At 70.1% G+C, this 24,202-nt stretch carries 25 protein-coding genes and 5 tRNA genes; 19 read left to right on the top strand and 11 right to left on the bottom strand.

From position 1 onward, the window contains the following. Window positions 1-369 precede the first annotated feature (369 nt). The 4 genes from ABZ725_RS35510 to ABZ725_RS35495 form a co-directional block, all read right to left on the bottom strand. Entirely contained in the window at window positions 370-945 is a 576-nt protein-coding gene (locus ABZ725_RS35510; protein ID WP_054239771.1) for an ATP/GTP-binding protein, read from the bottom strand. Then, complete coding sequence (locus ABZ725_RS35505; RefSeq protein ID WP_009190816.1) at window positions 926-1,324, bottom strand: DUF742 domain-containing protein; 399 nt, start codon at window positions 1,322-1,324, stop codon at window positions 926-928. The genes ABZ725_RS35510 and ABZ725_RS35505 overlap by 20 nt, the downstream gene beginning before the upstream one ends. Window positions 1,325-1,437: 113 nt before the next feature. Next, window positions 1,438-1,851 carry a roadblock/LC7 domain-containing protein gene (locus ABZ725_RS35500; RefSeq protein WP_003993189.1) on the bottom strand — a complete coding sequence of 138 codons (414 nt, stop codon included), beginning with the start codon at window positions 1,849-1,851 and terminating at the stop codon, window positions 1,438-1,440. A gap of 9 nt (window positions 1,852-1,860) precedes the next feature. Beyond that, window positions 1,861-5,613, bottom strand: a complete 3,753-nt coding sequence (locus tag ABZ725_RS35495; RefSeq protein WP_358806538.1) for a nitrate- and nitrite sensing domain-containing protein — start codon at window positions 5,611-5,613, stop codon at window positions 1,861-1,863. Window positions 5,614-6,214: 601 nt separating this feature from the next. On the opposite strand from ABZ725_RS35495, the gene ABZ725_RS35490 reads away from it, so the two are divergent. From ABZ725_RS35490 to ABZ725_RS35450, 9 genes are all read left to right on the top strand, one after another. Continuing rightward, entirely contained in the window at window positions 6,215-6,403 is a 189-nt protein-coding gene (locus tag ABZ725_RS35490; RefSeq protein WP_351911671.1) for a hypothetical protein, read from the top strand. Between the two features lie 147 nt (window positions 6,404-6,550). Further along, complete coding sequence (locus ABZ725_RS35485; protein ID WP_358806537.1) at window positions 6,551-7,336, top strand: fumarylacetoacetate hydrolase family protein; 786 nt, start codon at window positions 6,551-6,553, stop codon at window positions 7,334-7,336. After that, window positions 7,329-8,813: a glutamate--tRNA ligase gene (gene gltX / locus ABZ725_RS35480; protein WP_358806536.1), complete on the top strand. Its 1,485-nt coding sequence runs from the start codon at window positions 7,329-7,331 to the stop codon at window positions 8,811-8,813. The genes ABZ725_RS35485 and gltX overlap by 8 nt, the downstream gene beginning before the upstream one ends. A gap of 386 nt (window positions 8,814-9,199) precedes the next feature. Beyond that, a complete protein-coding gene (locus ABZ725_RS35475; RefSeq protein WP_358806535.1) occupies window positions 9,200-9,931 on the top strand; it encodes an HAD family hydrolase in 732 nt (243 codons plus the stop codon). A gap of 91 nt (window positions 9,932-10,022) precedes the next feature. Further along, window positions 10,023-10,094 (top strand) — tRNA-Gln (locus tag ABZ725_RS35470). 42 nt (window positions 10,095-10,136) lie between these two features. Continuing rightward, window positions 10,137-10,209, top strand: a tRNA-Glu gene (locus ABZ725_RS35465). 39 nt (window positions 10,210-10,248) lie between these two features. Continuing rightward, a tRNA-Glu gene (locus tag ABZ725_RS35460) sits at window positions 10,249-10,321 on the top strand. 21 nt (window positions 10,322-10,342) lie between these two features. After that, a tRNA-Gln gene (locus tag ABZ725_RS35455) sits at window positions 10,343-10,414 on the top strand. A gap of 28 nt (window positions 10,415-10,442) precedes the next feature. Further along, window positions 10,443-10,515 (top strand) — tRNA-Glu (locus ABZ725_RS35450). Between the two features lie 104 nt (window positions 10,516-10,619). Here ABZ725_RS35450 and ABZ725_RS35445 read toward each other — a convergent pair. Beyond that, window positions 10,620-11,264 (bottom strand): MerR family transcriptional regulator, encoded by a 645-nt coding sequence (locus ABZ725_RS35445; RefSeq protein ID WP_358806534.1) that lies wholly within the window; start codon window positions 11,262-11,264, stop codon window positions 10,620-10,622. A gap of 38 nt (window positions 11,265-11,302) precedes the next feature. On the opposite strand from ABZ725_RS35445, the gene ABZ725_RS35440 reads away from it, so the two are divergent. Then, window positions 11,303-11,797: a DUF4188 domain-containing protein gene (locus ABZ725_RS35440; RefSeq protein ID WP_351911666.1), complete on the top strand. Its 495-nt coding sequence runs from the start codon at window positions 11,303-11,305 to the stop codon at window positions 11,795-11,797. Between the two features lie 85 nt (window positions 11,798-11,882). Here ABZ725_RS35440 and ndgR read toward each other — a convergent pair whose 3' ends face one another. Continuing rightward, on the bottom strand, window positions 11,883-12,599 hold the full coding sequence (gene ndgR, locus ABZ725_RS35435) for an IclR family transcriptional regulator NdgR (RefSeq protein WP_267027425.1): 717 nt from the start codon (window positions 12,597-12,599) through the stop codon (window positions 11,883-11,885). A 188-nt stretch (window positions 12,600-12,787) separates the two neighbouring features. Here ndgR and leuC point away from each other — a divergent pair, with 188 nt between their 5' ends. From leuC to ABZ725_RS35415, 4 genes are all read left to right on the top strand, one after another. Beyond that, window positions 12,788-14,218, top strand: a complete 1,431-nt coding sequence (gene leuC / locus ABZ725_RS35430; RefSeq protein ID WP_351911665.1) for a 3-isopropylmalate dehydratase large subunit — start codon at window positions 12,788-12,790, stop codon at window positions 14,216-14,218. Window positions 14,219-14,224: 6 nt separating this feature from the next. Further along, window positions 14,225-14,818 (top strand): 3-isopropylmalate dehydratase small subunit, encoded by a 594-nt coding sequence (leuD, locus tag ABZ725_RS35425; protein ID WP_351911664.1) that lies wholly within the window; start codon window positions 14,225-14,227, stop codon window positions 14,816-14,818. Window positions 14,819-15,092: 274 nt separating this feature from the next. Further along, window positions 15,093-15,323: a hypothetical protein gene (locus ABZ725_RS35420; RefSeq protein ID WP_351911663.1), complete on the top strand. Its 231-nt coding sequence runs from the start codon at window positions 15,093-15,095 to the stop codon at window positions 15,321-15,323. A gap of 138 nt (window positions 15,324-15,461) precedes the next feature. Beyond that, window positions 15,462-16,133: an HU family DNA-binding protein gene (locus tag ABZ725_RS35415; RefSeq protein ID WP_358806533.1), complete on the top strand. Its 672-nt coding sequence runs from the start codon at window positions 15,462-15,464 to the stop codon at window positions 16,131-16,133. An 87-nt stretch (window positions 16,134-16,220) separates the two neighbouring features. Here ABZ725_RS35415 and ABZ725_RS35410 read toward each other — a convergent pair whose 3' ends face one another. Both ABZ725_RS35410 and cofC read right to left on the bottom strand, forming a co-directional pair. Continuing rightward, the gene (locus ABZ725_RS35410; protein WP_358806532.1) at window positions 16,221-16,424 is read right to left on the bottom strand and encodes a hypothetical protein; all 204 of its coding nucleotides are present in this window, start codon (window positions 16,422-16,424) and stop codon (window positions 16,221-16,223) included. A gap of 9 nt (window positions 16,425-16,433) precedes the next feature. Then, a complete protein-coding gene (gene cofC / locus ABZ725_RS35405; protein WP_358806531.1) occupies window positions 16,434-17,072 on the bottom strand; it encodes a 2-phospho-L-lactate guanylyltransferase in 639 nt (212 codons plus the stop codon). A gap of 162 nt (window positions 17,073-17,234) precedes the next feature. Here cofC and ABZ725_RS35400 point away from each other — a divergent pair, with 162 nt between their 5' ends. From ABZ725_RS35400 to ABZ725_RS35390, 3 genes are read left to right on the top strand one after another with little or no spacing between them, the layout of a single operon-like run. Further along, window positions 17,235-18,068 (top strand): lysophospholipid acyltransferase family protein, encoded by an 834-nt coding sequence (locus ABZ725_RS35400; RefSeq protein ID WP_358806530.1) that lies wholly within the window; start codon window positions 17,235-17,237, stop codon window positions 18,066-18,068. Beyond that, entirely contained in the window at window positions 18,065-19,075 is a 1,011-nt protein-coding gene (locus tag ABZ725_RS35395) for an NAD(P)H-dependent glycerol-3-phosphate dehydrogenase (RefSeq protein WP_351911658.1), read from the top strand. The genes ABZ725_RS35400 and ABZ725_RS35395 overlap by 4 nt, the downstream gene beginning before the upstream one ends. A gap of 59 nt (window positions 19,076-19,134) precedes the next feature. Further along, complete coding sequence (locus ABZ725_RS35390; protein WP_351911657.1) at window positions 19,135-20,292, top strand: D-alanine--D-alanine ligase family protein; 1,158 nt, start codon at window positions 19,135-19,137, stop codon at window positions 20,290-20,292. Between the two features lie 12 nt (window positions 20,293-20,304). On the opposite strand, the gene ABZ725_RS35385 is transcribed toward ABZ725_RS35390, so the two are convergent. Both ABZ725_RS35385 and ABZ725_RS35380 read right to left on the bottom strand, forming a co-directional pair. After that, a complete protein-coding gene (locus ABZ725_RS35385) occupies window positions 20,305-20,787 on the bottom strand; it encodes a DUF3515 domain-containing protein (RefSeq protein WP_358806529.1) in 483 nt (160 codons plus the stop codon). A gap of 20 nt (window positions 20,788-20,807) precedes the next feature. Next, on the bottom strand, window positions 20,808-21,041 hold the full coding sequence (locus ABZ725_RS35380) for an Lrp/AsnC ligand binding domain-containing protein (RefSeq protein WP_079659261.1): 234 nt from the start codon (window positions 21,039-21,041) through the stop codon (window positions 20,808-20,810). Between the two features lie 206 nt (window positions 21,042-21,247). Between ABZ725_RS35380 and ABZ725_RS35375 the strand changes: the two genes are divergently transcribed. Beyond that, the gene (locus tag ABZ725_RS35375) at window positions 21,248-22,213 is read left to right on the top strand and encodes a thiamine-phosphate kinase (RefSeq protein WP_351911655.1); all 966 of its coding nucleotides are present in this window, start codon (window positions 21,248-21,250) and stop codon (window positions 22,211-22,213) included. Continuing rightward, entirely contained in the window at window positions 22,210-23,010 is an 801-nt protein-coding gene (gene thiD, locus ABZ725_RS35370; protein ID WP_358806528.1) for a bifunctional hydroxymethylpyrimidine kinase/phosphomethylpyrimidine kinase, read from the top strand. Before ABZ725_RS35375 ends, thiD begins: the two co-directional genes overlap by 4 nt. On the opposite strand, the gene ABZ725_RS35365 is transcribed toward thiD, so the two are convergent. After that, window positions 22,985-24,190 (bottom strand): FAD-dependent monooxygenase, encoded by a 1,206-nt coding sequence (locus tag ABZ725_RS35365; protein WP_358806527.1) that lies wholly within the window; start codon window positions 24,188-24,190, stop codon window positions 22,985-22,987. The genes thiD and ABZ725_RS35365 overlap by 26 nt on opposite strands. Window positions 24,191-24,202 lie beyond the last annotated feature (12 nt).

Genomic DNA, 24,202 nt, shown 5'->3' with positions numbered 1-24,202 from the left:
ACAACCTCTCGGCGGTCGGCACCTTCGTCGTGCCGCAGTGTCTCAGAGCCCGGCCAGCCATCGACCATGAGTACGTCATTGACTATTGGGCAGTTCAGGCATTCCAGCACGACGACCAGCCCTCTTCCAAACATGGGAAAGAGTTGGTTGGACGTGATGTAAACCCCAGATAAAACGGTCAAAAAGAACGAGCCCCGCCAAAAGGCGGGGCCTTCGTGAGCACAGCGAGACCAAGTGACCGCGACGCGTGGCGGTACCACCCGATTCCTCTGCCGAAACGTTATGAACACCGGAGCCGGCCGTGTCAAAGGCCACAGCCGGCTCCGAAGCGTCTACGACAACTGCCGTATGGCGCCGAGTATTTGCAAATTACCGCAGTCGTGCCATCAGCGCGTGCTCGACCAGGGTGATCAGCGCGCTCTTGGCATCCGACCGGTGCCGGGCGTCCGTCGTGATGATCGGGGTGTCCGGGCCGATCTGCAGCGCCTCGCGCACCTCTTCGGGCTGGTAGGGCTGCGAACCGTCGAAGCCGTTGAGGGCGACGACGAACGGCAGTCCGCTGTTCTCGAAGTAGTCGACCGCGGGGAAGCAGTCGGCGAGGCGGCGCGTGTCCACCAGCACGATCGCACCGATCGCACCGCGCACCAGGTCGTCCCACATGAACCAGAACCGGTCCTGGCCGGGCGTGCCGAACAGGTAGAGGATCAGGTCCTGGTCGAGCGTGATACGGCCGAAGTCCATGGCCACCGTGGTGGTGGTCTTGTCCCCGGTGTGGGTGAGGTCGTCGATGCCCGCGCTCGCGGACGTCATCACGGCCTCCGTGCGCAGCGGGTTGATCTCGGAGACGGCGCCCACGAACGTGGTCTTGCCCACGCCGAAGCCGCCCGCCACCACGATCTTCGCGGAGGTGGTGGCCCGCCCCCCGTCAGAGCTTGCGAAGTCCACTGAGCACCCTTTCGAGCAGCGTCACGTCCGGAGCGCCGCCGTTGTTCTCGTCGCCGCCCGGCTGGTGGATGGCCACCAGGCCTGCCTCGGCGAGGTCTGCGACGAGGATCCGCGCCACACCCAGCGGCATGGCCAGAAGCGCCGAGACCTCGGCGACCGACTTCACCTCGCGGCACAGATGACAAATGCGCTGATGCTCCGGAAGCAGCCCCATGAGCGCTGCCGGGTCGGCCGTCGTGCTGATCAGCGCCTCGATGGCGAGCTGATAGCGCGGCCGGGTCCGGCCACCGGTCATCGCGTACGGACGCACCAGCGGCTGGTCGCCCTCATCCCCGTACGGCTCCGCGTACGGATCATGATGGGCGGTGGGCGGGGTCATGGATCCTCCGGGCGGGACAGCATTCTCGGTCAGTCGTGCCGTCCGTCGAGGCCGGGTGGGGGGATTGTGTCGGCCAGACGGTGATTTCGTGAGGTGGGTGGTACTGGGGCGGGTCAGTGGAGCAGACTGCCCTGGAGCTCGGCGCGCAGGTCGGGCGTGAGCACCGCGCCCGCGCGATCGACGAGGAGTGCCATCTCGTAGCCCACGAGGCCGATGTCGCACTCGGGGTGCGCCAGTACGGCGAGGGAAGAGCCGTCCGAGACGGACATGAGGAAGAGGAAGCCTCGTTCCATCTCGACGACGGTCTGCGCCACGCTGCCGCCCTCGAAGATCCGGGAGGCTCCGGCCGTCAGCGAGGTCAGTCCCGAAGCGACGGCCGCCAACTGGTCGGCACGGTCGCGCGGGAAGCCCTCTGACATCGCGAGCAGGAGCCCGTCGGCGGACACCACGACGGTGTGGGACACCCCAGGGGTGTTGTCCACGAAGTTGGTGATCAACCAGTTCAGGTTCTGTGCTGCCTGGCTCATCTGGCTCAACTAACGCTCCTGCTGGTGAGTGGGGCTCGGGAAACTGCCGGTCTGACCGTTGCCGGCCTGACGACCCTGCGCGATGCCCCGACGGAGATTGGTCAGCCGTCCGCGTACGTCGTCAGGCGCACGCGAGACCTGCGGACCGGCTTGGTGCTGTTGCTGCTGAGCCGTGCCCGGGACGAGGTTCGCCCTGGGCACCCGGCGCGGCAGCCCGGAAGTGGTGACGCCGCCCGCGGCCGGCTGCCTGACGCGCTCGGCCTGCCGGACGAGTTCGTCGTTCGGCGAGGTGCGCCAGGAGGAAGTGGCGGCCACGGGACGTTGAGGAGCAGCCGGAGCCTGCGGCTGCTGGTGCTGCTGCTGGTGCTGCTGGGGATCCGGAGCCGAACCGCCCGCCGCCTGCTGACCGTGGAACCAGTTGGTCTCCAGCGTGTCGTACAGCGGGGTACGCCCGTCACCGGGACCGGGGGCCGGCGGAAGCGCCTCCGGCTCGGGACGGCGGTTGGGCCGCGGCGGGACCGCCGGCTGCGGCGGAGTGCCGTAGCCGCCCTGCTGCGGAGCGGCGAACTGGCCGGTGGACGAGGGGTCCTGGCGGCCGGGCAGCGAGTGCTGTCCGGTCGAGGAGCCGTCGTAGCCGGGGGCGGCGAACTGGCCGGTGGAGCTGTTGTCGTACGCCTGCGGAGCGAACTGGTTCGGGTTCGCCGGAGCGTTCTGCCCGCCCGGGGCGCCGAAGACGTCGGAGCGGGTGAAGCCGTTCTCGTCCGGCCGGCCACTGGTGCCGGGCCGCTCGAACTGGCCGGTGTCCGGCCGTCCGTTCGTGCCCGGACGCTGGAACTGGCCCGACTGGAAGTTGTCGGTCACGGCCGGGAACTGGCCCGTGCTGTGCAGCCCGTTCGCGGTGGCCCGGCCGAAGTCGGCGGGACCGGCCGGCCCCTGCCGCTCGTCCATCCGGGGGATCGCCGGTATCTCGGCGGTGGCCGCGGGACCGGAACGGTCGTCGATGCGCGGCATCCGCGACGTCTGGGCGACGTCCGGCTCCTCGTGGCCGCGCGGGGCGTCCAGCGGGGTGCGCGGCACCGGCGGCTGGGCGTTCTCGTCGCCCCAGCTGGGCACGCGCGGCTGCGGGTTGCCGCCGGGCAGCTCGGCGCGCGGACCACCGCGCGGCGGCAGCTGCGGCTGACGGCCGCGGCCGCCCTGCTCGGACTTGTTGCCCCGCTGCGGCGGACGTCCGCCGCCGAACATGTCGGTGCCCTGCGGGGTGGTGCCGGCCGCCTGCAGACCCTGCGGCGCGCCCGGCGCCTGCCCGCCGAAGCCGGCGCCCGCACCGGCCGGAGCCGGTCGGCCCTGCTGGGGGGAGGCCGGAGGCTGCTGCGGTCCACGCGGCGGCTGGCCGCCGGGACGGCCACCGCCGTCACGGCCGGGCAGCGCGGCCCGGGGACCCTGGCCCGCGGCGAGCCTGCCGCCCGCGCCGGCCGGTGCGCCGGCGCCGAGGGGGCCGCCCTGCGGACCGTTGCGTCGCGCGGCGGCGACGCCCGCGGCGGCCTGCGCGGCGGCGGGACCGCTCGCGCCGCCGCCCTGACCGGGCTTGGGCTGGGGCTTCTTGCCGCCCTGGGCGACGTCCACCGGCAGCATGACCAGCGCGGTCGTGCCACCGGAGTCGGACGGGCGCAGCTGGATGCGGATGCCGTGTCGCTGGGACAGTCGACCGACCACGAAGAGGCCCATGCGGCGGGAGACGGAGACGTCCACGGTCGGCGGCGAGGCGAGCCGCTCGTTGATCGCGGCGAGGTCCTCGGGGGAGAGGCCGATGCCGGTGTCGTGGATCTCGATCAGGACGCGGCCGTCGGGCAGCGCGTGACCGGTGACCTTGACCTTGGTCTGCGGCGAGGAGAACGAGGTCGCGTTCTCGAGCAGCTCGGCGAGGAGGTGCACGAGGTCGTTGACGACCCGGCCGGCGACTTCGGTGGTCGGCACCGAGGAGAGCTCGATGCGCTCGTACTGCTCCACCTCGGACGCGGCGGCACGCAGCACGTCGACCAGCGGGACCGGACGGGTCCACCGGCGGCCGGGCTCCTCACCCGCGAGGACGAGGAGGTTCTCACCGTTACGGCGCATGCGGGTCGCGAGGTGGTCGAGCTTGAAGAGGGAGGACAGCTGGTCCGGGTCGGCCTCGCGGGACTCCAGTTCGGAGATCAGCGACAGCTGGCGCTGGATCAGACCCTGGGAGCGGCGCGAGAGGTTGGTGAACATCGCGTTGACGTTGCCCCGCAGCAGGGCCTGCTCGGCGGCGAGGCGGACGGCCTCGCGGTGCACGTCGTCGAAGGCCGCGGCCACCTGGCCGATCTCGTCCCGGGAGTGCACACCGACCGACTCCACGGACGTGTCGACGTCCTGCGGGTCGGACTCGGACAGCTGCTTGACCAGCTCGGGCAGTCGGTCCTGGGCGACCTTGGTGGCGGTCTCCTGGAGGCGGCGCAGCGAGCGGATCATGGATCGGGCGACGACGAACGCGCCCACCAGCGAGACACCGAGGACGAGCAGGATGAGCGCACCGGAGATGATCGCTTCGCGCTCCGACTCGGCGCGCAGCTCACGCGCCTTCTGCTCCATCTGCTCGAGCAGCGTGTGCTCGATGTTGTTCATCTGCTGGATCTTGGTCGAGCTGTCGTCGATCCAGTCCTGGTACGACCGCTTGTCCAGCGACTGCAGACCGCTGGAGGAGCTGAGCGCCCGGGTGGCGTAGGTGTCCGCCTCCTCGATGACCGGGTTGCCCTGCTCGATGGGCTTCAGCAGCTCCTCGGAGCCGTCGTCGCCGTAGATGCTGCGGAAACTCGCGAGCTCGGTGTCCTGGTTCTCGAGAGCGGCCTCGGCGTACTGCCGGTCGTTCTCGTTGAGGCTGCCCTCCGCGGTGTTGCCCACGGGCAGCGCGGCCGCCAGGGTGGCGCGCTGGATGGAGGCGTACTCCTTGGCGGAGGAGAAGGCGGCCAGGGCACGCGTGCGCTGGATCATCTCCGGGTTGTTCGTGGCCTGCGCCATGTCCTGGGAGAGGTCCAGCAGGCTGGTGATGAGGCGGTGGTACGCCTCGACCGTCTGCGTGGAGTTGCCCTTGTCCGCGTAGGCGGTGGTGCGGATCTTGGCGAGGTTGCCGAGGTCGCTGAGGAGGCCCACGAGGCTGTCGCGGACACCCTGGAGGTTGCCGTCCGTACTGGCGGCGTCGATCTCCTCCGAGGCGTCCTGGAACGCGGTCAGGGCCTTGTCGGTCTTGTCGCGGTAGCCCTTGACGCCGAAGTCGGTCGCCGAGCTGCCGTGCGCCAGCGGGCCGGCGGAGCGGTCGCGCTCGTTCTGCAGCTGGACGGCCAGCTCGGTGGCCTGCTTGGTCATGTCCGTCAGCAGCTTCATGTTGTCGAGCTGCTGGATGTCGTCCATGGACTGGTTGATACGGATCGCGCCCAGCGTGGTGGCCGCGACCACGGGCAGGGTCAGCAGCGCCACCAGACGCGTGGAGATGCGCCAGTTGCGCAGCGCGACCCGCGCGCCGGGACCGGGGGGACCGGTCTGCGGTTTGGCCGTCGGAGTCGGGGGGAGAGAACTCGGCGACGCGGACGCGCCGGGGCGCCCGGAGCGCTCACCGCCGTCGCCGGACGCTGCCGGGCCCGGGTTCTGGGCGTGCTGGGGCGAGGAGCCGACTGCCATCGGGCCAGTCCCGCCGTGCGGCTCCGGCTCGGCCGAAGCGCTGCCATCCCTCTTGAAACGTCCCTGCACTAGCGTCGCAACCTCTGGACCAGGCGCCTCTCCGCGTGAACGGAAAGACGGTGTCGGCGTGTTGGGGAGCGTCCTGAATACGCCCCCCGGATGGTCGTGAGTGACCGGCGCTCGCTCCCCCTGTCTCGCCGCCACCGGGCGCGTAGTGCGCCCCTGTGCGCCGGCTCGATCCCGCGGCGGTCCGAGGAATTCCAGCACAGTGCAGGATCTCCAACAAGGCCCGTTGGCCAGGCTGTGACATCCGTGACACCACGTAAGGGTCAAGTTACGGGATGTAGAAACTGTTCCCACATAAGGCGGACATAAAGGGGCGAAGGAGGGGGGTGTGGTGGGTGTCCCAGTCGCCATGATCAGGAGCGGAATGAGCGCTTCAGGTGGCCAATGTCCGTTTCGTAGCGATCGACTGGATGCCTGGATTGACCGCTTTGCCCATGGATTCGTGAGCAAACTCACACGGTGATCATGGGACCTTCACGCGTTCACCGGGAATCGCGTGTTTAGCCTGACGCTTTACAGGGATGGCAAACCCGACAAGCCGCGCCTGTGCGATGCCCATTGACGGCCCGCCCGGCGCCCGGAAACGACAGGGTCAAGTACAACAGTGAAGACGACGACGATGTTCCACAAGATCGCCAACCCGCGACGCACGACGCTGGCTCACCTCAAGGACGCCGACGAACTGCAGCTCCCGGAGCAGGCGGAGCACTCCGTCGACCTCCCTGCCCAGACTGCCAACCCCAAGCGCACCATCCTCATGGAGATCCCGGTCGCGGCCGCCGCGCCGCAGTAGTTCCTGACCGGTAAGTACGCGCACCGGCCGCCGAATGCTCAGGGCGGCCGCACACGGATGTCAAGGGCGTCCCCGGCCGGGGACGCCCTTCCGCGTTAGCCTGGAGCGTCACACTCCAGCCAGCTCAGTCAAGGGGCCAACCAACCCGTGCGCATCGCCAGGTTCTCCATCGACGGGAACGTCGCCTTCGGCGCGGTCGAGGGCGACAAGCCGGACGAGCTCGTCCTCGACATCATCAAGGGCATCCCGTTCGCGGACTTCGAGCTCTCCGGCACGAAGGTGCCGCTGAGCAAGGTTCGACTGCTCCCGCCCGTGCTGCCCAACAAGGTCGTGGCCTTCGGCCGCAACTACGCCGCCCACGCGCGCGAGCTGGGCAACGAGGTGCCGGACGCCCCGTTCGCCTTCTTCAAGCCGTCCACCTCGGTGATCGGCTCCGGCGACGACATCCAGTACCCGTCCTTCTCCGCGGACGTCCACCACGAGGCCGAGCTCGCCGTGGTCATCGGCCGGCTCTGCCGCGAGGTCCCGCGCGAACGCGTCAAGGACGTGATCCTCGGCTACACCTGCGCGAACGACATCACCGCCCGCGACGTCCAGAAGCGCGAGAAGCAGTGGGCCCGGGCCAAGGGCTTCGACACCTCCTGCCCGCTCGGCCCCTGGGTGGAGACCGGCCTGGACCTGAAGACCGCGAGCGACCTCACCATCCAGCTCACGGTCAACGGCGGACAGCGGCAGCTCGGCCGCACCAGCGAGATGATCCACTCGATCGAGGATCTGATCGTCAACATCACCGAGGCCATGACGCTGCTCCCCGGCGACGTGATCCTCACGGGCACCCCGGCAGGGGTCGGCCCCCTGGCTGTCGGCGACGAGGTCGCCGTCACCATCGAAGGCATCGGCACTCTCACCAACAAGGTTGTCAAGCGTGGCTAGCGCACCCGGCTCCCCCGTACGCGTCCGTTTCTGTCCCTCGCCCACCGGCAACCCCCACGTGGGCCTGGTGCGGACGGCCCTGTTCAACTGGGCGTTCGCCAAGCACCACCAGGGCACCCTGGTCTTCCGCATCGAGGACACCGACGCGGCCCGCGACTCCGAGGAGTCCTACAACCAGCTCCTGGACTCGCTGCGCTGGCTGGGCTTCGACTGGGACGAGGGCCCGGAGATCGGCGGCCCGCACGCGCCCTACCGCCAGTCGCAGCGCATGGACATCTACAAGGACGTCGCCGAGAAGCTGCTCGCCGCCGGCCACGCCTACCGCTGCTACTGCTCCCAGGAGGAGCTGGACACCCGCCGCGAGGCCGCCCGCGCCGCCGGCAAGCCGTCCGGCTACGACGGCCACTGCCGCGACCTCACCGAGGCGCAGGAAGCCGAGTACCGGGCCCAGGGCCGCACCCCGATCGTCCGCTTCCGGATGCCCGACGAGACGATCACCTTCACGGACCTGGTCCGCGGCGAGCTCACGTTCACCCCGGAGAACGTGCCCGACTACGGCATCGTCCGCGCGAACGGCGCTCCGCTGTACACGCTGGTCAACCCGGTGGACGACGCGCTGATGGAGATCACGCACGTCCTGCGCGGCGAGGACCTGCTCTCCTCCACCCCCCGGCAGATCGCCCTCTACAAGGCGCTCATCGAACTGGGCGTCGCGCAGTCCGTCCCCGCGTTCGGCCACCTGCCGTACGTGATGGGCGAGGGCAACAAGAAGCTCTCCAAGCGCGACCCGGAGTCGTCCCTCAACCTCTACCGCGAGCGCGGCTTCCTCCCCGAGGGGCTGCTCAACTACCTCTCGCTGCTGGGCTGGTCGCTCTCGGCCGACCAGGACATCTTCACGATGGACGAGATGACCGCGGCCTTCGACATCGCGGACGTCAACCCCAACCCGGCGCGCTTCGACCTGAAGAAGTGCGAGGCGATCAACGCCGACCACATCCGTCTGCTGGACGTGAAGGACTTCACGGAGCGCTGTGCGCCCTGGCTGAAGGCTCCCTTCGCCCCCTGGTCCCCGGAGGACTTCGACGAGGCCGAGTGGGCGGCGATCGCCCCGCACGCCCAGACCCGTCTGAAGGTGCTGTCGGAGATCACCGACAACGTCGACTTCCTCTTCCTCCCGGAGCCGGTCTCCGACGAGGCGAGCTGGACGAAGGCGATGAAGGAGGGCAGCGACGCCCTGCTGACCACGGCCCGCGAGAAGCTGGAGTCGGCCGACTGGTCCTCCGCCGAATCCCTGAAGGAGGCCGTCCTGGCCGCCGGCGAGGCCCACGGCCTCAAGCTCGGCAAGGCCCAGGCCCCCGTCCGCGTGGCCGTCACCGGCCGCACGGTCGGCCTCCCCCTCTTCGAGTCCCTGGAGATCCTGGGCAAGGAGAAGACCCTGGCACGAATCGACGCGGCCCTGGCGAAGCTGGCGGCGTAACCGGCGGACACAGGAGAGGGGCGGCACCCGAAGAACTCCGGGTGCCGCCCCTTCGGCATTCGCCTCAGCCTGCGTCGCTCTCGTCGATCGGGTACGCGAACTCGTCGAAGATCTCCAGCACGACGACGACCATGAAGGTTCCGGCGACCACGTACTCCAGCACCATGCCGGGGCCACGTACGCCTTCCGCAGATGCTCGTCGGGACCGATGGGCGCGGTCGCGACCTTGCGGAAGGGATCACGCGCCAGTATCCGCACGGCCCTGTCCAACTGGGCTCGACGCTCGCCAGGCAGGGTGTCGTAGGCCGCCCGGGCCTCGACGGTGAACTGCACGCGGTGCTCGGTCATGCCCCCTCGCTATGCCAGCCCGAGATACCGTCGGAGCCATGAGCATTCGCGCCGTGGTCTGGGACGTGGACGACACGCTGTTCGACTACACCTCCGCGGACCGTGAGGGCATGCGGTCCTATCTGACGGCCGAGGGGCTGCTGGACGGGTTCGGGACCGTGGAGCAGGCGCTGACGCGGTGGCGTGAGGTCACCGACCAGCAGTGGCAGCGGTTCTCGGCGGGCGGGATCACCTTCGAGGACCAGCGCCGGGACCGGGTACGGGTGTTCCTGGGCCGCGAGATGACCGACGCGGAGGCCGACGACTGGTTCCTGCGCTACCGCGCCCACTACGAGGCCGCCTGGTCGCTCTTCCCGGACGTGCTGCCCGTCCTCGACGTCCTCGCCGCCAGCCACCGCCACGCGGTGCTCTCCAACTCCAGCCTGGAGGTCCAGAACCACAAGCTGCGCGTTCTCGGCGTCCACGACCGCTTCGAGACCATCCTGTGCGCCGTCGAGCTCGGCGTCTCCAAGCCGGAGGCCGGCGCCTTCCTCGCCGCCTGCGAGGCGCTGTCCCTGCCCCCGCACGAGGTGGCCTACGTGGGCGACCACCCGGAGATCGACGGACGGGGCAGCGCCGACGCCGGACTGCTCTCGGTGTGGATCGACCGCTACGGCGGTACGGCGACCGTGGAGGTCCCCGCCGGACGGCACCGGATCGCCAGCCTCGCCGAACTCCCCGCGCTCCTCGGCGCGGATACCCGTTTTGGAGCGCAGTCCACCTTCGGGTAATGTTCTTCCTGCGCCGCCGGAGAGCGGGCCGAAAGGCCGGAACCGGAGGAGCGAAACTAGAACAAGAACCCCTACGGGGCTTGCGTTCCAGTGGCCTATGGTGTAATTGGCAGCACGACTGATTCTGGTTCAGTTAGTCTTGGTTCGAGTCCAGGTAGGCCAGCTCGCAGAGCTCATCTGCGCACGTGGAGATCGACTCCACAAAGCCCCCGTTGTGTAGCGGCCTAGCACGCTGCCCTCTCAAGGCAGTAGCGCCGGTTCGAATCCGGTCGGGGGTACTGGTTCCGATCTTGCAGGATCACATCGGAACTGCTAGGGCCCCCGTTGTGTAGCGGCCTAGCACGCCGCCCTCTCAAGGCGGTAGCGCCGGTTCGAATCCGGTCGGGGGTACTGAACTGGTTTAAACCACATTGGTCTATGGTGTAATTGGCAACACTACGGTTTCTGGTACCGTCATTCTTGGTTCGAGTCCAGGTAGACCAGCTCAGACCTGCGGAAACGCAGTGTCCACGCCCCCGTTGTGTAGCGGCCTAGCACGCCGCCCTCTCAAGGCGGTAGCGCCGGTTCGAATCCGGTCGGGGGTACGCGACAGAGAAGGCCCTCCACTTCGGTGGGGGGCCTTCTCGCTGTTCACAGCCCTCTGTTCGCGGCCCTGTTCGCGGCCCCGGTCGTGGGCCCAAGAGCCCCCTCACTCGAAGCCGTACCGCCGGGCCGACTCCTCCTCCTGGGCCAGCCGGTGCAACGCCTGCAGCATCGGCTCGATGAGGATCGCGCCCAGCACCGCCGCCTCGATCCGCTCCGCCTCCGACTCCCGCGTTTCCACGAAGTCCAGGTCGAGCACCGCCGCCCGGTGCATCAACTCGGCGTAGGACACGAGGAGTTCGGCGTCCCACTCGTAGCCGAGCCGGCGCAGCGCGGCCACCGACACCACGAGTGAACGGTAGGCGGGGGAGATGGTCGTCAGCAGCCGGGCGTTCGACCAGCCCAGGGTGCGCAGCAGTTCGTCGGCCTCCAGATGGGCGGCGCGCACATGGTCGTCCTCCGTGTCCGGCTCGCGGACCTGGGGCAGCGCCCACAGGGCCGCGCCGAGACGGATCGTGCGGCCCAGGGAGTCGTCGTCGACGTGTCCGAGCACCTCACGGACCGTGGCCACCGGCAGGCCGCCCACCTGGATCATCGCGCGCACCAGCCGCAGCCTGCGCAGATGCTCCTCGTCGTACTCGGCGGTCGTCAGGTTGATCTGGCGGCCGGGCGGCAACAGGCCCTCGCGCAGGTAGTACTTGATCGTCGCGGTGGACACCCCGCTGTGTGCGCTCAGTTCGGCCAGTCGCATGTCTTGCGCCCTTCGTTGGCTAGCGGCACTATCCAAGCATGTCTGTCAATCTCACCACCGCGAACGCCCGTGGGGACGCGGTCGTCCTGTTGATCGGGATGCGCGTCAACCACTTCTGGGCCGTGCACCAGTGGGTGCCGGTCATGCTGGCGATGTTCCGCATGCTCGCGGAGCTGAAGAAGGATCCGGGGCGCGGGCTGCTCTCCCGGGTGCTGCTGACGGCCTCGCCGCGGACGTACTACGTCGTCCAGTACTGGGAGTCCAAGGAGAAGCTCTACGCCTACGCGAGCGCGCCCGACGCGTTCCACCACAAGGCGTGGGCGAAGGTCAACCGCCTGGACCGGGACGGGAAGGTCCGGGGTCACGTGGGCATCTGGCACGAGGCGTACATCGCGCCGGAGGGGTCCTACGAGTCGATCTACGGGGACATGCCGGCGTTCGGTCTCGCGGCCGCGCACGGGCAGGTGCCGTTGGGGGAGCGGGGGCGATACGCGAAGGACCGGTACGCGTACCGGTCCTCGAAGACTGTCTGAGCGGGCGAAGCGCGTCCGAGCCCGGTTTCGGGAAGAGCCTGCCGCGGCGTTGAGGCCGGCTCTCGCCCGGAACGGGGGTGTGCGCTCAGCCCGTGCGGCGCAGGGCCTCCGACAGCCGCGCCGCCGCGTCGATGATCGCCTGGGCGTGCATCCGGCCCGGGTGGCGGGTCAGACGCTCGATCGGGCCCGAGACGGAGACGGCGGCCACCACGCGGTTGGAGGGGCCGCGGACGGGGGCCGAGACGGACGCGACGCCCGGCTCGCGCTCGCCGATGGACTGCGCCCAGCCGCGGCGGCGCACGCCCGACAGGGCCGTCGCCGTGAAGCGGGCGCCCTGGAGGCCGCGGTGCAGGCGCTCGGGCTCCTCCCAGGCCATCAGGATCTGCGCCGAGGAGCCGGCCTTCATCGTGAGCGTGGAGCCGACCGGGACCGTGTCCCGAAGGCCGGACAGGCGTTCCGCCGCGGCCACGCAGATGCGCATGTCGCCCTGGCGGCGGTAGAGCTGCGCGCTCTCGCCCGTGATGTCACGAAGATGTGTGAGCACCGGGCCCGCGGTGGCCAGCAGACGGTCCTCGCCCGCGGCCGCGGCCAGCTCGGCGAGGCGGGGGCCCAGAATGAAACGGCCCTGCATGTCGCGCGCCACCATACGGTGGTGTTCCAAAGCCACGGCCAGCCGGTGGGCCGTGGGTCGTGCGAGTCCGGTGGCAGCGACCAAGCCTGCGAGGGTGGCCGGACCGGACTCCAGGGCGCTCAGGACAAGGGCTGCCTTGTCCAGGACGCCGACGCCGCTACTGTTGTCCATGCAACGATACTCCCGTCTCACTCTGTGAAACGCAAGTTCATTTTTCCGTGAGACGCGCAACCCTTGGACACATGGCGGCCCGCGGACCAACGGGCCCGGCGGCGGGTGCCCGGGTACAGGGGCGAGGGCGTCGCCTCCACAAGATCTCTAGTTGGGCCGGCGCAGTTCTGCCGGCCGGAGGGAAAGCGATGGGTAGGACACTCGCGGAGAAGGTCTGGGACGACCACGTCGTCCGGCGCGCCGAGGGCGAGCCCGACCTCCTCTTCATCGATCTGCACCTTCTGCACGAGGTGACCAGCCCGCAGGCCTTCGACGGGCTGCGGCAGGCCGGCCGCCCGGTGCGCCGGCTCGACCTCACCATCGCCACCGAGGACCACAACACCCCGACCCTCGACATCGACAAGCCGATCGCCGACCCGGTCTCCCGCGCACAGCTGGAGACGCTGCGCAAGAACTGCGCCGAGTTCGGCGTGCGGCTGCACCCGCTCGGTGACGTCGAGCAGGGCGTCGTCCACGTCGTGGGCCCGCAGCTGGGTCTGACCCAGCCCGGCACCACCGTGGTCTGCGGTGACTCGCACACCTCCACGCACGGCGCCTTCGGCGCGCTGGCGTTCGGCATCGGCACCTCGCAGGTCGAGCATGTGCTGGCCACCCAGACGCTGCCGCTGGCCCGCCCCAGGACCATGGCCATCACGGTCGAGGGCGAGCTGCCCGACGGCGTCACCGCCAAGGACCTGATCCTGGCGATCATCGCCAAGATCGGCACCGGCGGCGGCCAGGGCTACATCCTGGAGTACCGCGGCTCCGCCATCGAGAAGCTCTCGATGGAGGCCCGGATGACCATCTGCAACATGTCGATCGAGGCCGGCGCCCGCGCGGGCATGATCGCCCCCGACGAGACCACCTTCGCGTACATCAAGGGCCGCGCCCACGCCCCCGAGGGCGAGGACTGGGACGCGGCGGTCGAGTACTGGAAGACGCTCAGGACGGACGACGACGCCGAGTTCGACGCCGAGGTCGTCATCGACGGCGCTGCGCTGGCGCCGTTCGTCACCTGGGGCACCAACCCGGGCCAGGGCGCGCCGCTTTCGGCCGACGTCCCCGACCCTGCTTCGTACGAAGACGCTTCGGAGCGCCTCGCCGCCGAAAAGGCCCTGGAATACATGGGGTTGGAGGCCGGTCAGCCGCTGCGCTCCATCAACGTGGACACCGTCTTCGTAGGTTCCTGCACCAACGGTCGGATCGAGGACCTGCGGGCCGCCGCCGCCATCGTCGAGGGCCGCAAAGTCGCCGACGGCGTACGGATGCTGGTCGTCCCCGGCTCGGTGCGGGTCGGTCTGCAGGCCGTCTCCGAGGGTCTGGACGTCGTGTTCAAGGAGGCCGGCGCCGAATGGCGGCACGCGGGCTGCTCGATGTGCCTGGGCATGAACCCCGACCAGCTGGCCCCGGGTGAGCGCTCCGCGTCGACCTCCAACCGCAACTTCGAGGGCCGGCAGGGCAAGGGCGGTCGGACGCACCTGGTGTCGCCGCAGGTCGCGGCCGCGACGGCCGTCCTGGGCCACCTGGCCTCCCCGGCCGATCTGTCCGACGCCGAGACCCGTACGCCCGCTGGAGTCTGATCAGTCATGGAAGCATTCACCACGCACACCGGCCGGGCCGTCCCGCTGCGCCGCTCCAACGTCGACACCGACCAGATCATCCCTGCTCACTGGCTCAAGAAGGTCACGCGGGACGGGTTCGAGGACGGGCTGTTCGAGGCCTGGCGCAAGGACGAGAACTTCATCCTCAACCGCCCCGAGCGGCAGGGCGCCACGGTCCTGGTCGCGGGCCCCGACTTCGGCACCGGCTCCTCCCGTGAGCACGCCGTGTGGGCGCTGCAGAACTACGGCTTCAAGACCGTGATCTCGTCGCGGTTCGCCGACATCTTCCGCGGCAACTCGCTGAAGAACGGCCTGCTCACCGTGGTTCTGGAGCAGAAGATCGTGGACGCGCTGCAGGAACTCACCGAGCAGGACCCGCAGGCCGAGATCACGGTCGACCTCGAGGCCCGCGAGGTGCGCGCCGAGGGCATCACCGCCTCCTTCGAGCTGGACGAGAACTCCCGCTGGCGGCTGCTGAACGGGCTGGACGACATCTCCATCACCCTCCAGAACGAGGGCGACATCTCCGCGTACGAGGCCAAGCGCCCGTCGTACAAGCCGAGCACGCTCCAGGTCTGACCCGGAGGCCCCGGAAGACCTGGGCAGGTCGAGTTTCGGCCACCGCGACACCCCCGCCGTACCCCCGATCGGACCGATCGGGGGTACGGCTGTGTCTGCACCCGTTCGGCCCCGAAAACCTTCGCTGTTTCTCCCAACTTCCCACGTTAGAGCCGGTGTTGCCGGGGTACGCGCCCTGTGCGGACGCAACCGCCGGAAGGGCTCGGACGGCCGTTTGAGGCGGCAGTTGCCCCCTGAGCGGGCGACAACTCGCCCCAGATGGCACAATCTGTGCATGGAACACGACGGCCAACTCGAGCTCTATACGGCGGTCGCGAACCGACTCAAGGAAGCGCACACAACCGTGCGCGCACTGCAAGTCCCGGAGGGCGTACGGATGGCGCTGACCCGGAAGCTGCTGGTCATTACGGCCGCGGCCAAGCACGATCTCGCCGATGCGACAAGGCGTCTGGAGCGGTTCATGGCGGACCTCGACGAGGGGCGAATGCCCGAAGAGGACCGCTGATCGCCTCCGGAGCAGCCGATTTCGTTGCGGCACAAGGGTGATTAGCCCGTTTCGTGTTTGATTTGCGGTATATATCTGCCTAACGTGCGAAAAAGCTTGAACACTTTCGTTCTGGCTAATGTCTCCGAAGGGGAAGACGTGAACAAGGCGCAGCTCGTAGAAGCGATTGCCGACAAGCTGGGCGGCCGCCAGCAGGCCGCCGAGGCGGTCGACGCGGTCCTGGACGCCATCGTCCGCGCGACCGTCGCCGGAGACCGGGTGTCGGTCACCGGCTTCGGTTCGTTCGAGAAGGTCGACCGGCCGGCCCGCTACGCCCGCAACCCCCAGACGGGCGAGCGGGTTCGGGTCAAGAAGACGTCCGTGCCGCGCTTCCGCGCGGGCCAGGGCTTCAAGGACCTGGTGAGCGGCTCGAAGAAGCTCCCGCGCGGTGGCGAGGTCGCCGTCAAGAAGGCCCCCAAGGGCAGCCTGACCGGCGGTGCTTCCGCGACGGTCAAGAAGGCCGCGGCGAAGAAGGCCGCCCCGGCCAAGCGGGCGTCGGCCGCCGCGAAGAAGGCCGCCCCGGCGAAGAAGACGACGGCGGCCGCCAAGAAGACCACGGCCACCGCCAAGAAGACGACCACGAAGAAGGCCGCGGCCAAGAAGACGACGACGGCGGCGGCCAAGAAGACCACCACCGCCAAGTCCGCCGCGGCCAAGAAGACGACGGCCAAGAAGGCCCCGGCGAAGAAGGCGACGGCCAAGAAGGCCCCCGCCAGGAAGTCGACCGCCCGCAAGACCACCGCCAAGAAGGCCACCGCCCGCCAGGCGTAGGGCAGCAGGGGCACTCACGCGCCGGGCCGGACTCCCTCTCGGAGTCCGGCCCGCGGCGTGTCCGGGAAGCCCCCGCCGGGAGCCGCCTCAGAACGTCTGGAGCGTCACGAGGGTGATCCGGGGACTCGCCTGCGGCCCCTCGACCTCGATCCGCACCCGCTGCCCGGGCCGCAGCAGCCGCAGGCCGCCCGCGTCGAACGCCGGCGCGTCGAAGGGCACCGGTGTCCCGTCGTCCAGCAGCACCTGTCCGCTGCGCGTGTCGGGGTCGTACGTGTATGCGGTCGCCTGCATGGCGGCAGCCTACTGCCCGGGGATCAGCAGGCGCGCGGCCGCCGCGGCCGTCCGGGGCCCCACGCCCAGCGCCAGCGCCGCTCGCAGATCCTCGCCGGTGTCCACGTCCTGGCGTACGGAATCCACCGCGTCGAGCCGGAGTTCCACGGCTCCGGAGGCCTGGTGACGGGCGCGGGAATGCGTGCCGAATGCGGGGAGCAATTCACGGCCCGGGGCGACGGCGAGCAGCGTGGTGCCGATTGCGGCCGCGTCCGGGAGAAAAGCGCGCGGGAATTCCGCGGCCGCTTCCAGAACCCGGGCCAATTCCGATGGGCGCAGGGAAGGGAGATCGGCGTTGAGGGCGGCGAGCGCAGAATCGGGGCGCACGGCGCGCACCGCGGCCGCCCCGTGGGCCAGGGCGGCGTTGAGGCCCGTGCGCGGCTCGTCGGCGACGATCCGCGCGCCCAGGGCCGCCAGGGCGCGCCCGGCCAGCGTGTCGTCCGTGACCACGGCCACATCCCGCACCGCGGACGAGGCCAGCGCAGCCGCCACGGTGTCCTCGGCGAAGGCGAGGGCGAGCCCCGGGCGCAGCCCGTCGGCAGCGGTGTCCGCGAGCCTGCTCTTGGCCAGCGCCAAGGGCTTGAGGGGTATGACCAAGGTCCACTGCACCGGCGTACCGTTCCTCTCTTGTCGCGGCCATTGTCACCCGGTCCATCCGCCGGTCGGGCGGGCGGGCGTACCGTGTTCTCGACAGACCGGCGGCCCGGGGCGACACTTGTGCGGCCCCAGGCCCCGGAGCAGGCTTGGGAAGTCCTAGAGGAAGGTGTCCGCGTGCCCAGCCGCAGAATCGGCTTCTGGTACCGCTTCGCAGCGGTCCTCTGCAAACCCTGGCTGGTGGTTCTGATCAAGCGGGACTGGCGCGGAATGGAGCACATTCCGGCCGAGGGTGGATTTATCACCGCGGTGAACCACAATTCGCATGTCGATCCCTTCGCATACGCGCACTTTCAGTACAACAGTGGGCGGGTGCCGCGATTCCTCGCGAAGAGCGGGCTTTTCAAGGAGGGATTTGTCGGCGCCGCGATGCGCGGCACCGGACAGATCCCCGTCTACCGCGAGACCACGGACGCGCTCAGCGCATTCCGGGCCGCGATCGAGGCCGTGGAACGCGGAGAGTGCGTCGCGTTCTACCCGGAGGGCACCATCACCCGGGATCCCGACCAGTGGCCCATGGTCGCCAAGACGGGCGCCGCGCGCGTCGCCCTGACGACCAAGTGCCCGGTGATCCCCGTCGCCCAGTGGGGCGCCAACGAACTTCTGCCGCCGTACGCCAAGAAACTCAACGTCCTTCCGCGCAAGACCCACCATGTGCTCGCGGGCCCGCCCGTGGACCTGGCGCGGTTCTACGGCCAGGAGATGACCCCCGAGCTCCTCAAGGAGGCGACGGAGGTCATCATGGCGGCCGTCACCGGCCAGCTGGAGGAGATCCGCGGCGAGAAGGCGCCCGAGACGCCCTACGACCCGCGCCTGGAGCGGATCGAGCAGCGCCGCCGCACCCAGGAGGAGACCGGCGCCGAGGCCGGTGCCGAGACCGACGCGGAGGCCGGTGCGGAGCCCGGGCACGCGGAGATCAGCCACGAGCACGAGGGGGAGAACAGCAAGTGAGCAAGTCCGTGAAGGCGGCGGTGTTCAGCGCCGGTTCGTGGGGGACGGCCTTCGGCATGGTGCTCGCCGACGCGGGGTGCGAGGTCACCCTGTGGGCGAGGCGCCCGGAGGTGGCCGAGGCGATCAACACCAGCCGCGCCAACCCCGACTACTTCCCCGGCATCGAGCTTCCGGAGAACCTGCGGGCCACGACGGACCCCGCCGAGGCCGCCGCCGACGCCGACTACACGGTCCTCTCGGTGCCCTCGCAGACCCTGCGCGCCAACCTCGCCGACTGGACGCCGCTGCTCGCCCCGAACACCGTCCTGGTGTCGCTGATGAAGGGCGTCGAGCTCGGCACGACCATGCGGATGAGCGAGGTGATCGAGGACGTCGCCAAGGTGGGCCAGGACCGGATCGCCGTGGTCACCGGACCCAACCTGGCCAAGGAGATCGCCTCGCGCATGCCGGCCGCGGCCGTCGTCGCCTGCACCGACGAGGCCGTCGCCCAGCGGCTCCAGGCCGCCTGCCACACGCCGTACTTCCGCCCGTACACCAACACCGACGTGGTGGGCTGCGAGCTGGGCGGCGCGGTCAAGAACGTCATCGGCCTCGCGGTGGGCATCGCGGACGGCATGGGGCTCGGCGACAACGCCAAGGGCTCGCTGATCACGCGCGGCCTGGCCGAGACCACCCGGCTGGGCCTGGCGATGGGCGCGGACCCGCTCACCTTCGCCGGACTCGCGGGCCTCGGCGACCTGGTGGCGACCTGTTCCTCGCCGCTGTCGCGCAACCACACCTTCGGCACCAACCTCGGCAAGGGCATGACCCTGCAGGAGACCATCGCGGTCACCCGGCAGACCGCCGAGGGCGTCAAGTCCTGCGAGTCCGTGGCGGATCTGGCCCGCCGGCACGGCGTCGACATGCCCATCACCGAGACGGTCGTCGACATCGTCCACGAGGGCAAGCCTCCGGTGGTCGCCCTCAAGGAGCTGATGTCGCGCAGCGCGAAGCCCGAACGACGCTGAGCGAACCCGGTGGGCGGACGCTGACTTGCGGCCCTACCACCGGGTACTCTCATGCCGATATGAGCACCGAGAACCTCCCCCAGAGCCCTCAAGCGCCCTCTCGCAAGCCGCGGGTAGCCGTCGTCTTCGGCGGACGCAGCTCCGAGCACGGGATCTCCGTGGTCACGGCCGGCGCGGTCCTGCGGGCCATCGACCGGACCAAGTACGAGGTCCTGCCGATCGGCATCACGCGCGAGGGCCGCTGGTTCCTCACCGCCGACGAGCCCGAGCGCATGGCGATCACCGACCGCCGCACGCCCGACGTCGACGAACTCGCCGAGTCGCGGGACGGCGGCGTGGTGCTCCCCGTCGACCCCGCCAACCGCGAAGTCGTCTACTACGAGCCCGGATCCGTGCCCAAGGCGCTCGGCGAGGTCGACGTCGTCTTCCCGGTGCTGCACGGCCCCTACGGCGAGGACGGCACCCTGCAGGGCCTGCTGGAGCTCTCCGGCGTCCCGTACGTGGGCTCGGGCGTGCTCGCCTCGGCCGTCGGCCAGGACAAGGAGTACATGAAGCGGGTGTTCACCTCCTTCGGGCTCAAGGTCGGCCCGTACGTGGTGATCCGGCCGCGCGAGTGGGCGCAGGACGAGTCCGCCGCCCGCAAGAAGATCATCGACTTCGCCGGCGAGCACGGCTGGCCGCTCTTCGTGAAGCCCGCGCGCGCGGGCTCGTCCATCGGCATCACCAAGGTCGACGACCTGTCCGGCCTCGACGAGGCGATCGCCGAGGCCCAGCGCCACGACCCGAAGATCCTCGTCGAGGCCGCGCTGCGGGGCCGCGAGATCGAGTGCGGCGTCCTGGAGTTCGAGGACGGCCCCCGCGCCTCCGCCCCGGCGGAGATCCCGCCGCCGGACACGCACGCGTACTACGACTTCGACGCCAAGTACATCGACTCGACCCCGGGGATCGTCCCGGCGCCGCTGACGCCCGAGGAGACCGCCGAGGTGCAGCGCCTCGCGGTGGACGCGTTCGAGGCGGCGTCCTGCGAGGGCCTGGTCCGTGCGGACTTCTTCCTCACGGAGGAGGGCGAGTTCGTCATCAACGAGATCAACACGATGCCCGGCTTCACCCCGATCTCGATGTACCCGGCGATGTGGCAGGCGAGCGGCATCGAGTACCCGGAGCTGGTGGACCGCCTGGTCCAGGCGGCCCTGCGCCGTTCGACGGGGTTGCGCTGACCGACCCGGCGTCTAGTCGGCGATCCCCTCGGGGATCGCCTTCTTGACGGAGGCGGCGACGTCGACGAGCGGTGCCATACCGTCTCCCGTGCGGTCCTTGGGGATCGTCACCTCGACGTAGGCCCTGCGCAGCGTCGTGGTGAACCGGAACGAGCCGCCGTCCTGCTCCTCCAGCAGCCAGCCGACGCCGTCGACCTCGACGGCGTCCGCGTTCTCGTCGCTCATCTTCTCGGGTCGTTCGACACCGCAGCGCAGTATGATCGCCGGGTTCCCCCAGCCCGCGGTCAGCGCGGACGCGGGTGAGGGATCCCGGCGGCCCTGGTCGTCCACGGTGGACGGCAGCTCCTTGTCCAGGTTTCGGCACAGCTCGACGACCGTTGCCGAGGGGCTGGGAACCGCCGCCGACGTGTCACCGTCTGCTGAGGAGCAGCCCACCGCAGCGAGCAGGAGGGCGAGCGAGGGCAGGCCGATGGGCCGGTGACGGAAAAGGTTCACCGGCCAAGGTTAGACGGGGGCTACAGATGCACGACCGGGCAGGTCAGGGTACGGGTGATCCCGTCCACCTGCTGGACCTTGGCGACCACCATGCGGCCGAGGTCGTCCACCGTGTCGGCCTGGGCCCGCACGATCACGTCATAGGGTCCCGTCACGTCCTCGGCCTGGACCACGCCAGGAATCTTGCTGATCTCCTCGGCGACGGTCGACGCTTTGCCGACCTCCGTCTGGATGAGGATGTACGCCTGTACCACGGAACCTCCAGTGCGGCCACGAGGATCATGTGGGGAAAGGAAACGCCACGGTATCGCGTCGCCGCTCACCGCGGGGAGACCTGCGGGGACGGCGGCTCGCGCGCCGGGGTGCGGGCACGGCAGAACTTGACGGCTCTCTCGACCGTATCGAGGACACTGGTTATGCGCGACCGGGCACGGACAGGTAAAGAAGGGGCGAAAGGGCAATGAAGGGCACTGTTGGTGAGCTCGGGGAGTTCGGGCTCATCAGGGAGCTCACCTCCCGTCTCACCACCACCCCCGCGGTCCGGGTCGGCCCCGGCGACGACGCCGCGGTGGTCGCCGCGCCCGACCGGCGGGTGGTGGCCAGCACCGACATCCTGCTGGAGGGCCGGCACTTCCGCCGCGACTGGTCCACCGCCTACGACGTCGGCCGCAAGGCCGCCGCGCAGAACCTCGCCGACATCGCCGCCATGGGCGCGGTGCCGACGGCCGTGCTGCTCGGCCTCGTGGTGCCCGCCGAACTGCCGGTCACCTGGCCGTCCGAGCTGATGGACGGCCTGCGCGACGAATGCCAGGTCGCCGGCGCCTCCGTGGTCGGCGGCGACGTCGTACGCGGCGACACGATCATGGTGTCGATCACCGCCCTCGGCGATCTGCGCAACCAGGAACCGGTCACCCGGGGCGGCGCCCAGCCCGGCGACCTCGTCGCGGTGACCGGCTGGCTGGGCTGGTCCGCCGCCGGGTACGCGGTCCTCTCCCGCGGCTTCCGCTCGCCCCGCGCCTTCGTGGAGGCCCACCGCCGCCCCGAGCCGCCGTACCACGCCGGTCCGGCCGCCGCCGGGCTCGGCGCGACGGCGATGTGCGACGTCAGCGACGGGCTGATCGCCGACCTCGGGCACATCGCCGAGGCCAGCAAGGTCCGCATCGACATCCGCTCCGGCGCCATCGACATCCCGACGCAGATGAACGACATCGGGCAGGCCGTCGGCGTCGACCCCATCCAGTGGGTGCTCACCGGCGGCGAGGACCACGCGATCGTGGCGACCTTCCCGCCGGACGTGAAACTCCCCGCCCGCTGGAAGGTGATCGGCGAGGTCCTCAACCCCTCCGCCCTGCCCCAGGTGACGGTCGACGGGGCGCCCTGGACCAGCAAGGGCGGCTGGGACCACTTCGGGGACCTGGAACAGTGAGGCCTCGCGTCCTGACGGTGGCCGGCTCCGACTCCGGCGGCGGGGCCGGGATCCAGGCCGACCTGAAGACGATGCTCGCGCTGGGCGTGCACGGCATGAGCGTGATCACGGCGGTCACCGCGCAGAACTCCCTCGGCGTACAAGGCGCTTGGGAGCTGCCGGTGGAGGCCGTGCGGGCGCAGTACTGCAGCGTCGTCGACGACATCGGCGTGCAGGCGGTGAAGACGGGCATGCTCGCCTCCGCCGAACTCGTCGAGGCCGTCGCCGAGTTGATCGCGGGCACGGGCGCTCCCGTGGTCGTCGACCCGGTCGGCGTCTCCAAGCACGGGGACAGTCTGCTGGCCGCCTCCGCGCTGGACTCCGTACGCAAGAAGCTGCTGCCGGTCGCCACCGTCGCCACCCCGAACCTCGACGAGGTGGCCCAACTGACCGGCGTGCACGTCGAGTCGGAGGAGCAGTTGCGGGCCGCGGCGGACGCCGTGCTGGCGTACGGGCCGCGCTGGGTGCTGGTCAAGGGCGGTCATCTCCCCGGTGACGCGGTCGACCTGCTGACGGACGGCGCCGAGGAGCACTGGCTGCGCGCGCCGAGGTACGACAACCGGCACACGCACGGCACGGGCTGCACGCTCGCGTCCGCGATCGCGTCGCAGCTGGCGAGGGGACAGTCCGTGCCGGAGGCGGTGTCGGCGGCCAAGAGGTACGTCACCGGGGCGATCGCCGCCGGGTTCGCCCTCGGCGCGGGGATCGGTCCCGTGGACCACGGGTGGGATCTCACACGGGGTACGGCCGGAGCTTGATGTCCGTCGCCGCCTTCTCGGTGAGCCGCTTGAAGAAGCCTCCCATCAGGCGCGAGCTGAGCAGCCGGTACATCCGGTCCCGGCTGCGGATGCGCCGCTCGGTCGCCGGGGCGAAGAACGGGCCCACGTTGCCGGAGATCTTCTGGCAGCCCTTGGCGAAGGACCGGATCCTGCTCTCGTACTCGGCGAACGCCGTGACATGGTCGCCGCCCGCGAGAGCCAGCTCACCCGCCAGCACATACGCGCCGACGATCGCGACGCCCGTCCCCATGCCGCCCATGGTCGCGCCGTACCCGGCGTCCCCGAGCAGCGCCACCCGGCCCTGGGCGAGGCGGTCGACATGGATCTGGGCGATCTCGTCGAAGTACACCCGGTCGGCGTCCTCCAGCGCCTTGAGCACGTTCGGGGCCTCCCAGCCCATCCCCGCGAACCGTTCGGCGAGGATCCGTTTCTGCGCGGCCATGTCCCGCCGGTCGTAGGACAGTTGCTCCGACCGGAAGACCAGCAGCGCGCCCGCGCGGTCCGGGTCCCCGTCGTAGTTGCCGAGGGCGATCGCGCGGCCCGGCTCGCTGTACAGCCGGCCGGTGCGGTCCAGCCCCAGGTCGTTGGGGACCTCGAAGCCGGCCACGTAGTGGTCGAGGAAGCGCAGGTGGCGGGACTCGTCGCCGAAGACCAGCCGCCGGGTGTTCGAGTGCAGGCCGTCGGCGCCGATCACCAGGTCGAAGCGGCGCGGGGCGCCCGCCTCGAAGGTCACGTCGACACCGGCGGCGGTGTCCGTGAGGGTGGCGATCGAGTCGCCGAAGACGTACTCGACGTCGTCCCGGGTGCGCTCGTACATGATCTGCGCGAGCTCGCCGCGAGGGACCTCGACGTCGCCGCTCATCATCTCCGACGGCAGGTCCACGCGCGGCGAGCCGTCCGCGGCGACGACGATCTGGCGGCCCATGTGCGTCTGCCGGGCGTGGATCTCGTCCCAGATGCCCATGGCGGTGAGGATCTCGCGGTGGACGTGCCCGCGGAAGTCGACCGCGAAGCCGCCCGCGCGCAGGTCCGTGGACTTCTCGACGACGGTGACGCGGGCGCCGTACCGCTGGAGGTTCAGCGCGAGCGCCGGGCCGGCGACGCTCGCGCCGGAGATCAGGACGTCGAGATGGCTGAGGCTGCGCTGTGCGTTCGTCATGTGCGCAAGCCT

The organism is Streptomyces sp. NPDC006872 (assembly GCF_040635845.1).
Lineage (GTDB): Bacteria > Actinomycetota > Actinomycetes > Streptomycetales > Streptomycetaceae > Streptomyces.
The sequence above is the reverse complement of the archived record's forward strand: the minus strand, read 5'-3'. Positions and strand labels throughout refer to the sequence as shown.

Bases quoted from the DNA above. Each gene is read 5' to 3' on its own strand.
- ABZ725_RS35390 (WP_351911657.1), top strand. From the start codon at position 19,135: ATGAGCACCGAGAACCTCCCCCAGAGCCCTCAAGCGCCCTCTCGCAAG.
- ABZ725_RS35440 (WP_351911666.1), top strand. From the start codon at position 11,303: ATGTCTGTCAATCTCACCACCGCGAACGCCCGTGGGGACGCGGTCGTC.
- ndgR (WP_267027425.1), bottom strand. From the start codon at position 12,599: ATGGACAACAGTAGCGGCGTCGGCGTCCTGGACAAGGCAGCCCTTGTC.
- ABZ725_RS35505 (WP_009190816.1), bottom strand. From the start codon at position 1,324: ATGACCCCGCCCACCGCCCATCATGATCCGTACGCGGAGCCGTACGGG.
- ABZ725_RS35475 (WP_358806535.1), top strand. From the start codon at position 9,200: ATGAGCATTCGCGCCGTGGTCTGGGACGTGGACGACACGCTGTTCGAC.
- leuC (WP_351911665.1), top strand. From the start codon at position 12,788: ATGGGTAGGACACTCGCGGAGAAGGTCTGGGACGACCACGTCGTCCGG.
- leuD (WP_351911664.1), top strand. From the start codon at position 14,225: ATGGAAGCATTCACCACGCACACCGGCCGGGCCGTCCCGCTGCGCCGC.
- ABZ725_RS35500 (WP_003993189.1), bottom strand. From the start codon at position 1,851: ATGAGCCAGGCAGCACAGAACCTGAACTGGTTGATCACCAACTTCGTG.
- ABZ725_RS35410 (WP_358806532.1), bottom strand. From the start codon at position 16,424: ATGCAGGCGACCGCATACACGTACGACCCCGACACGCGCAGCGGACAG.
- ABZ725_RS35365 (WP_358806527.1), bottom strand. From the start codon at position 24,190: ATGACGAACGCACAGCGCAGCCTCAGCCATCTCGACGTCCTGATCTCC.
- ABZ725_RS35445 (WP_358806534.1), bottom strand. From the start codon at position 11,264: ATGCGACTGGCCGAACTGAGCGCACACAGCGGGGTGTCCACCGCGACG.
- ABZ725_RS35420 (WP_351911663.1), top strand. From the start codon at position 15,093: ATGGAACACGACGGCCAACTCGAGCTCTATACGGCGGTCGCGAACCGA.
- ABZ725_RS35375 (WP_351911655.1), top strand. From the start codon at position 21,248: ATGAAGGGCACTGTTGGTGAGCTCGGGGAGTTCGGGCTCATCAGGGAG.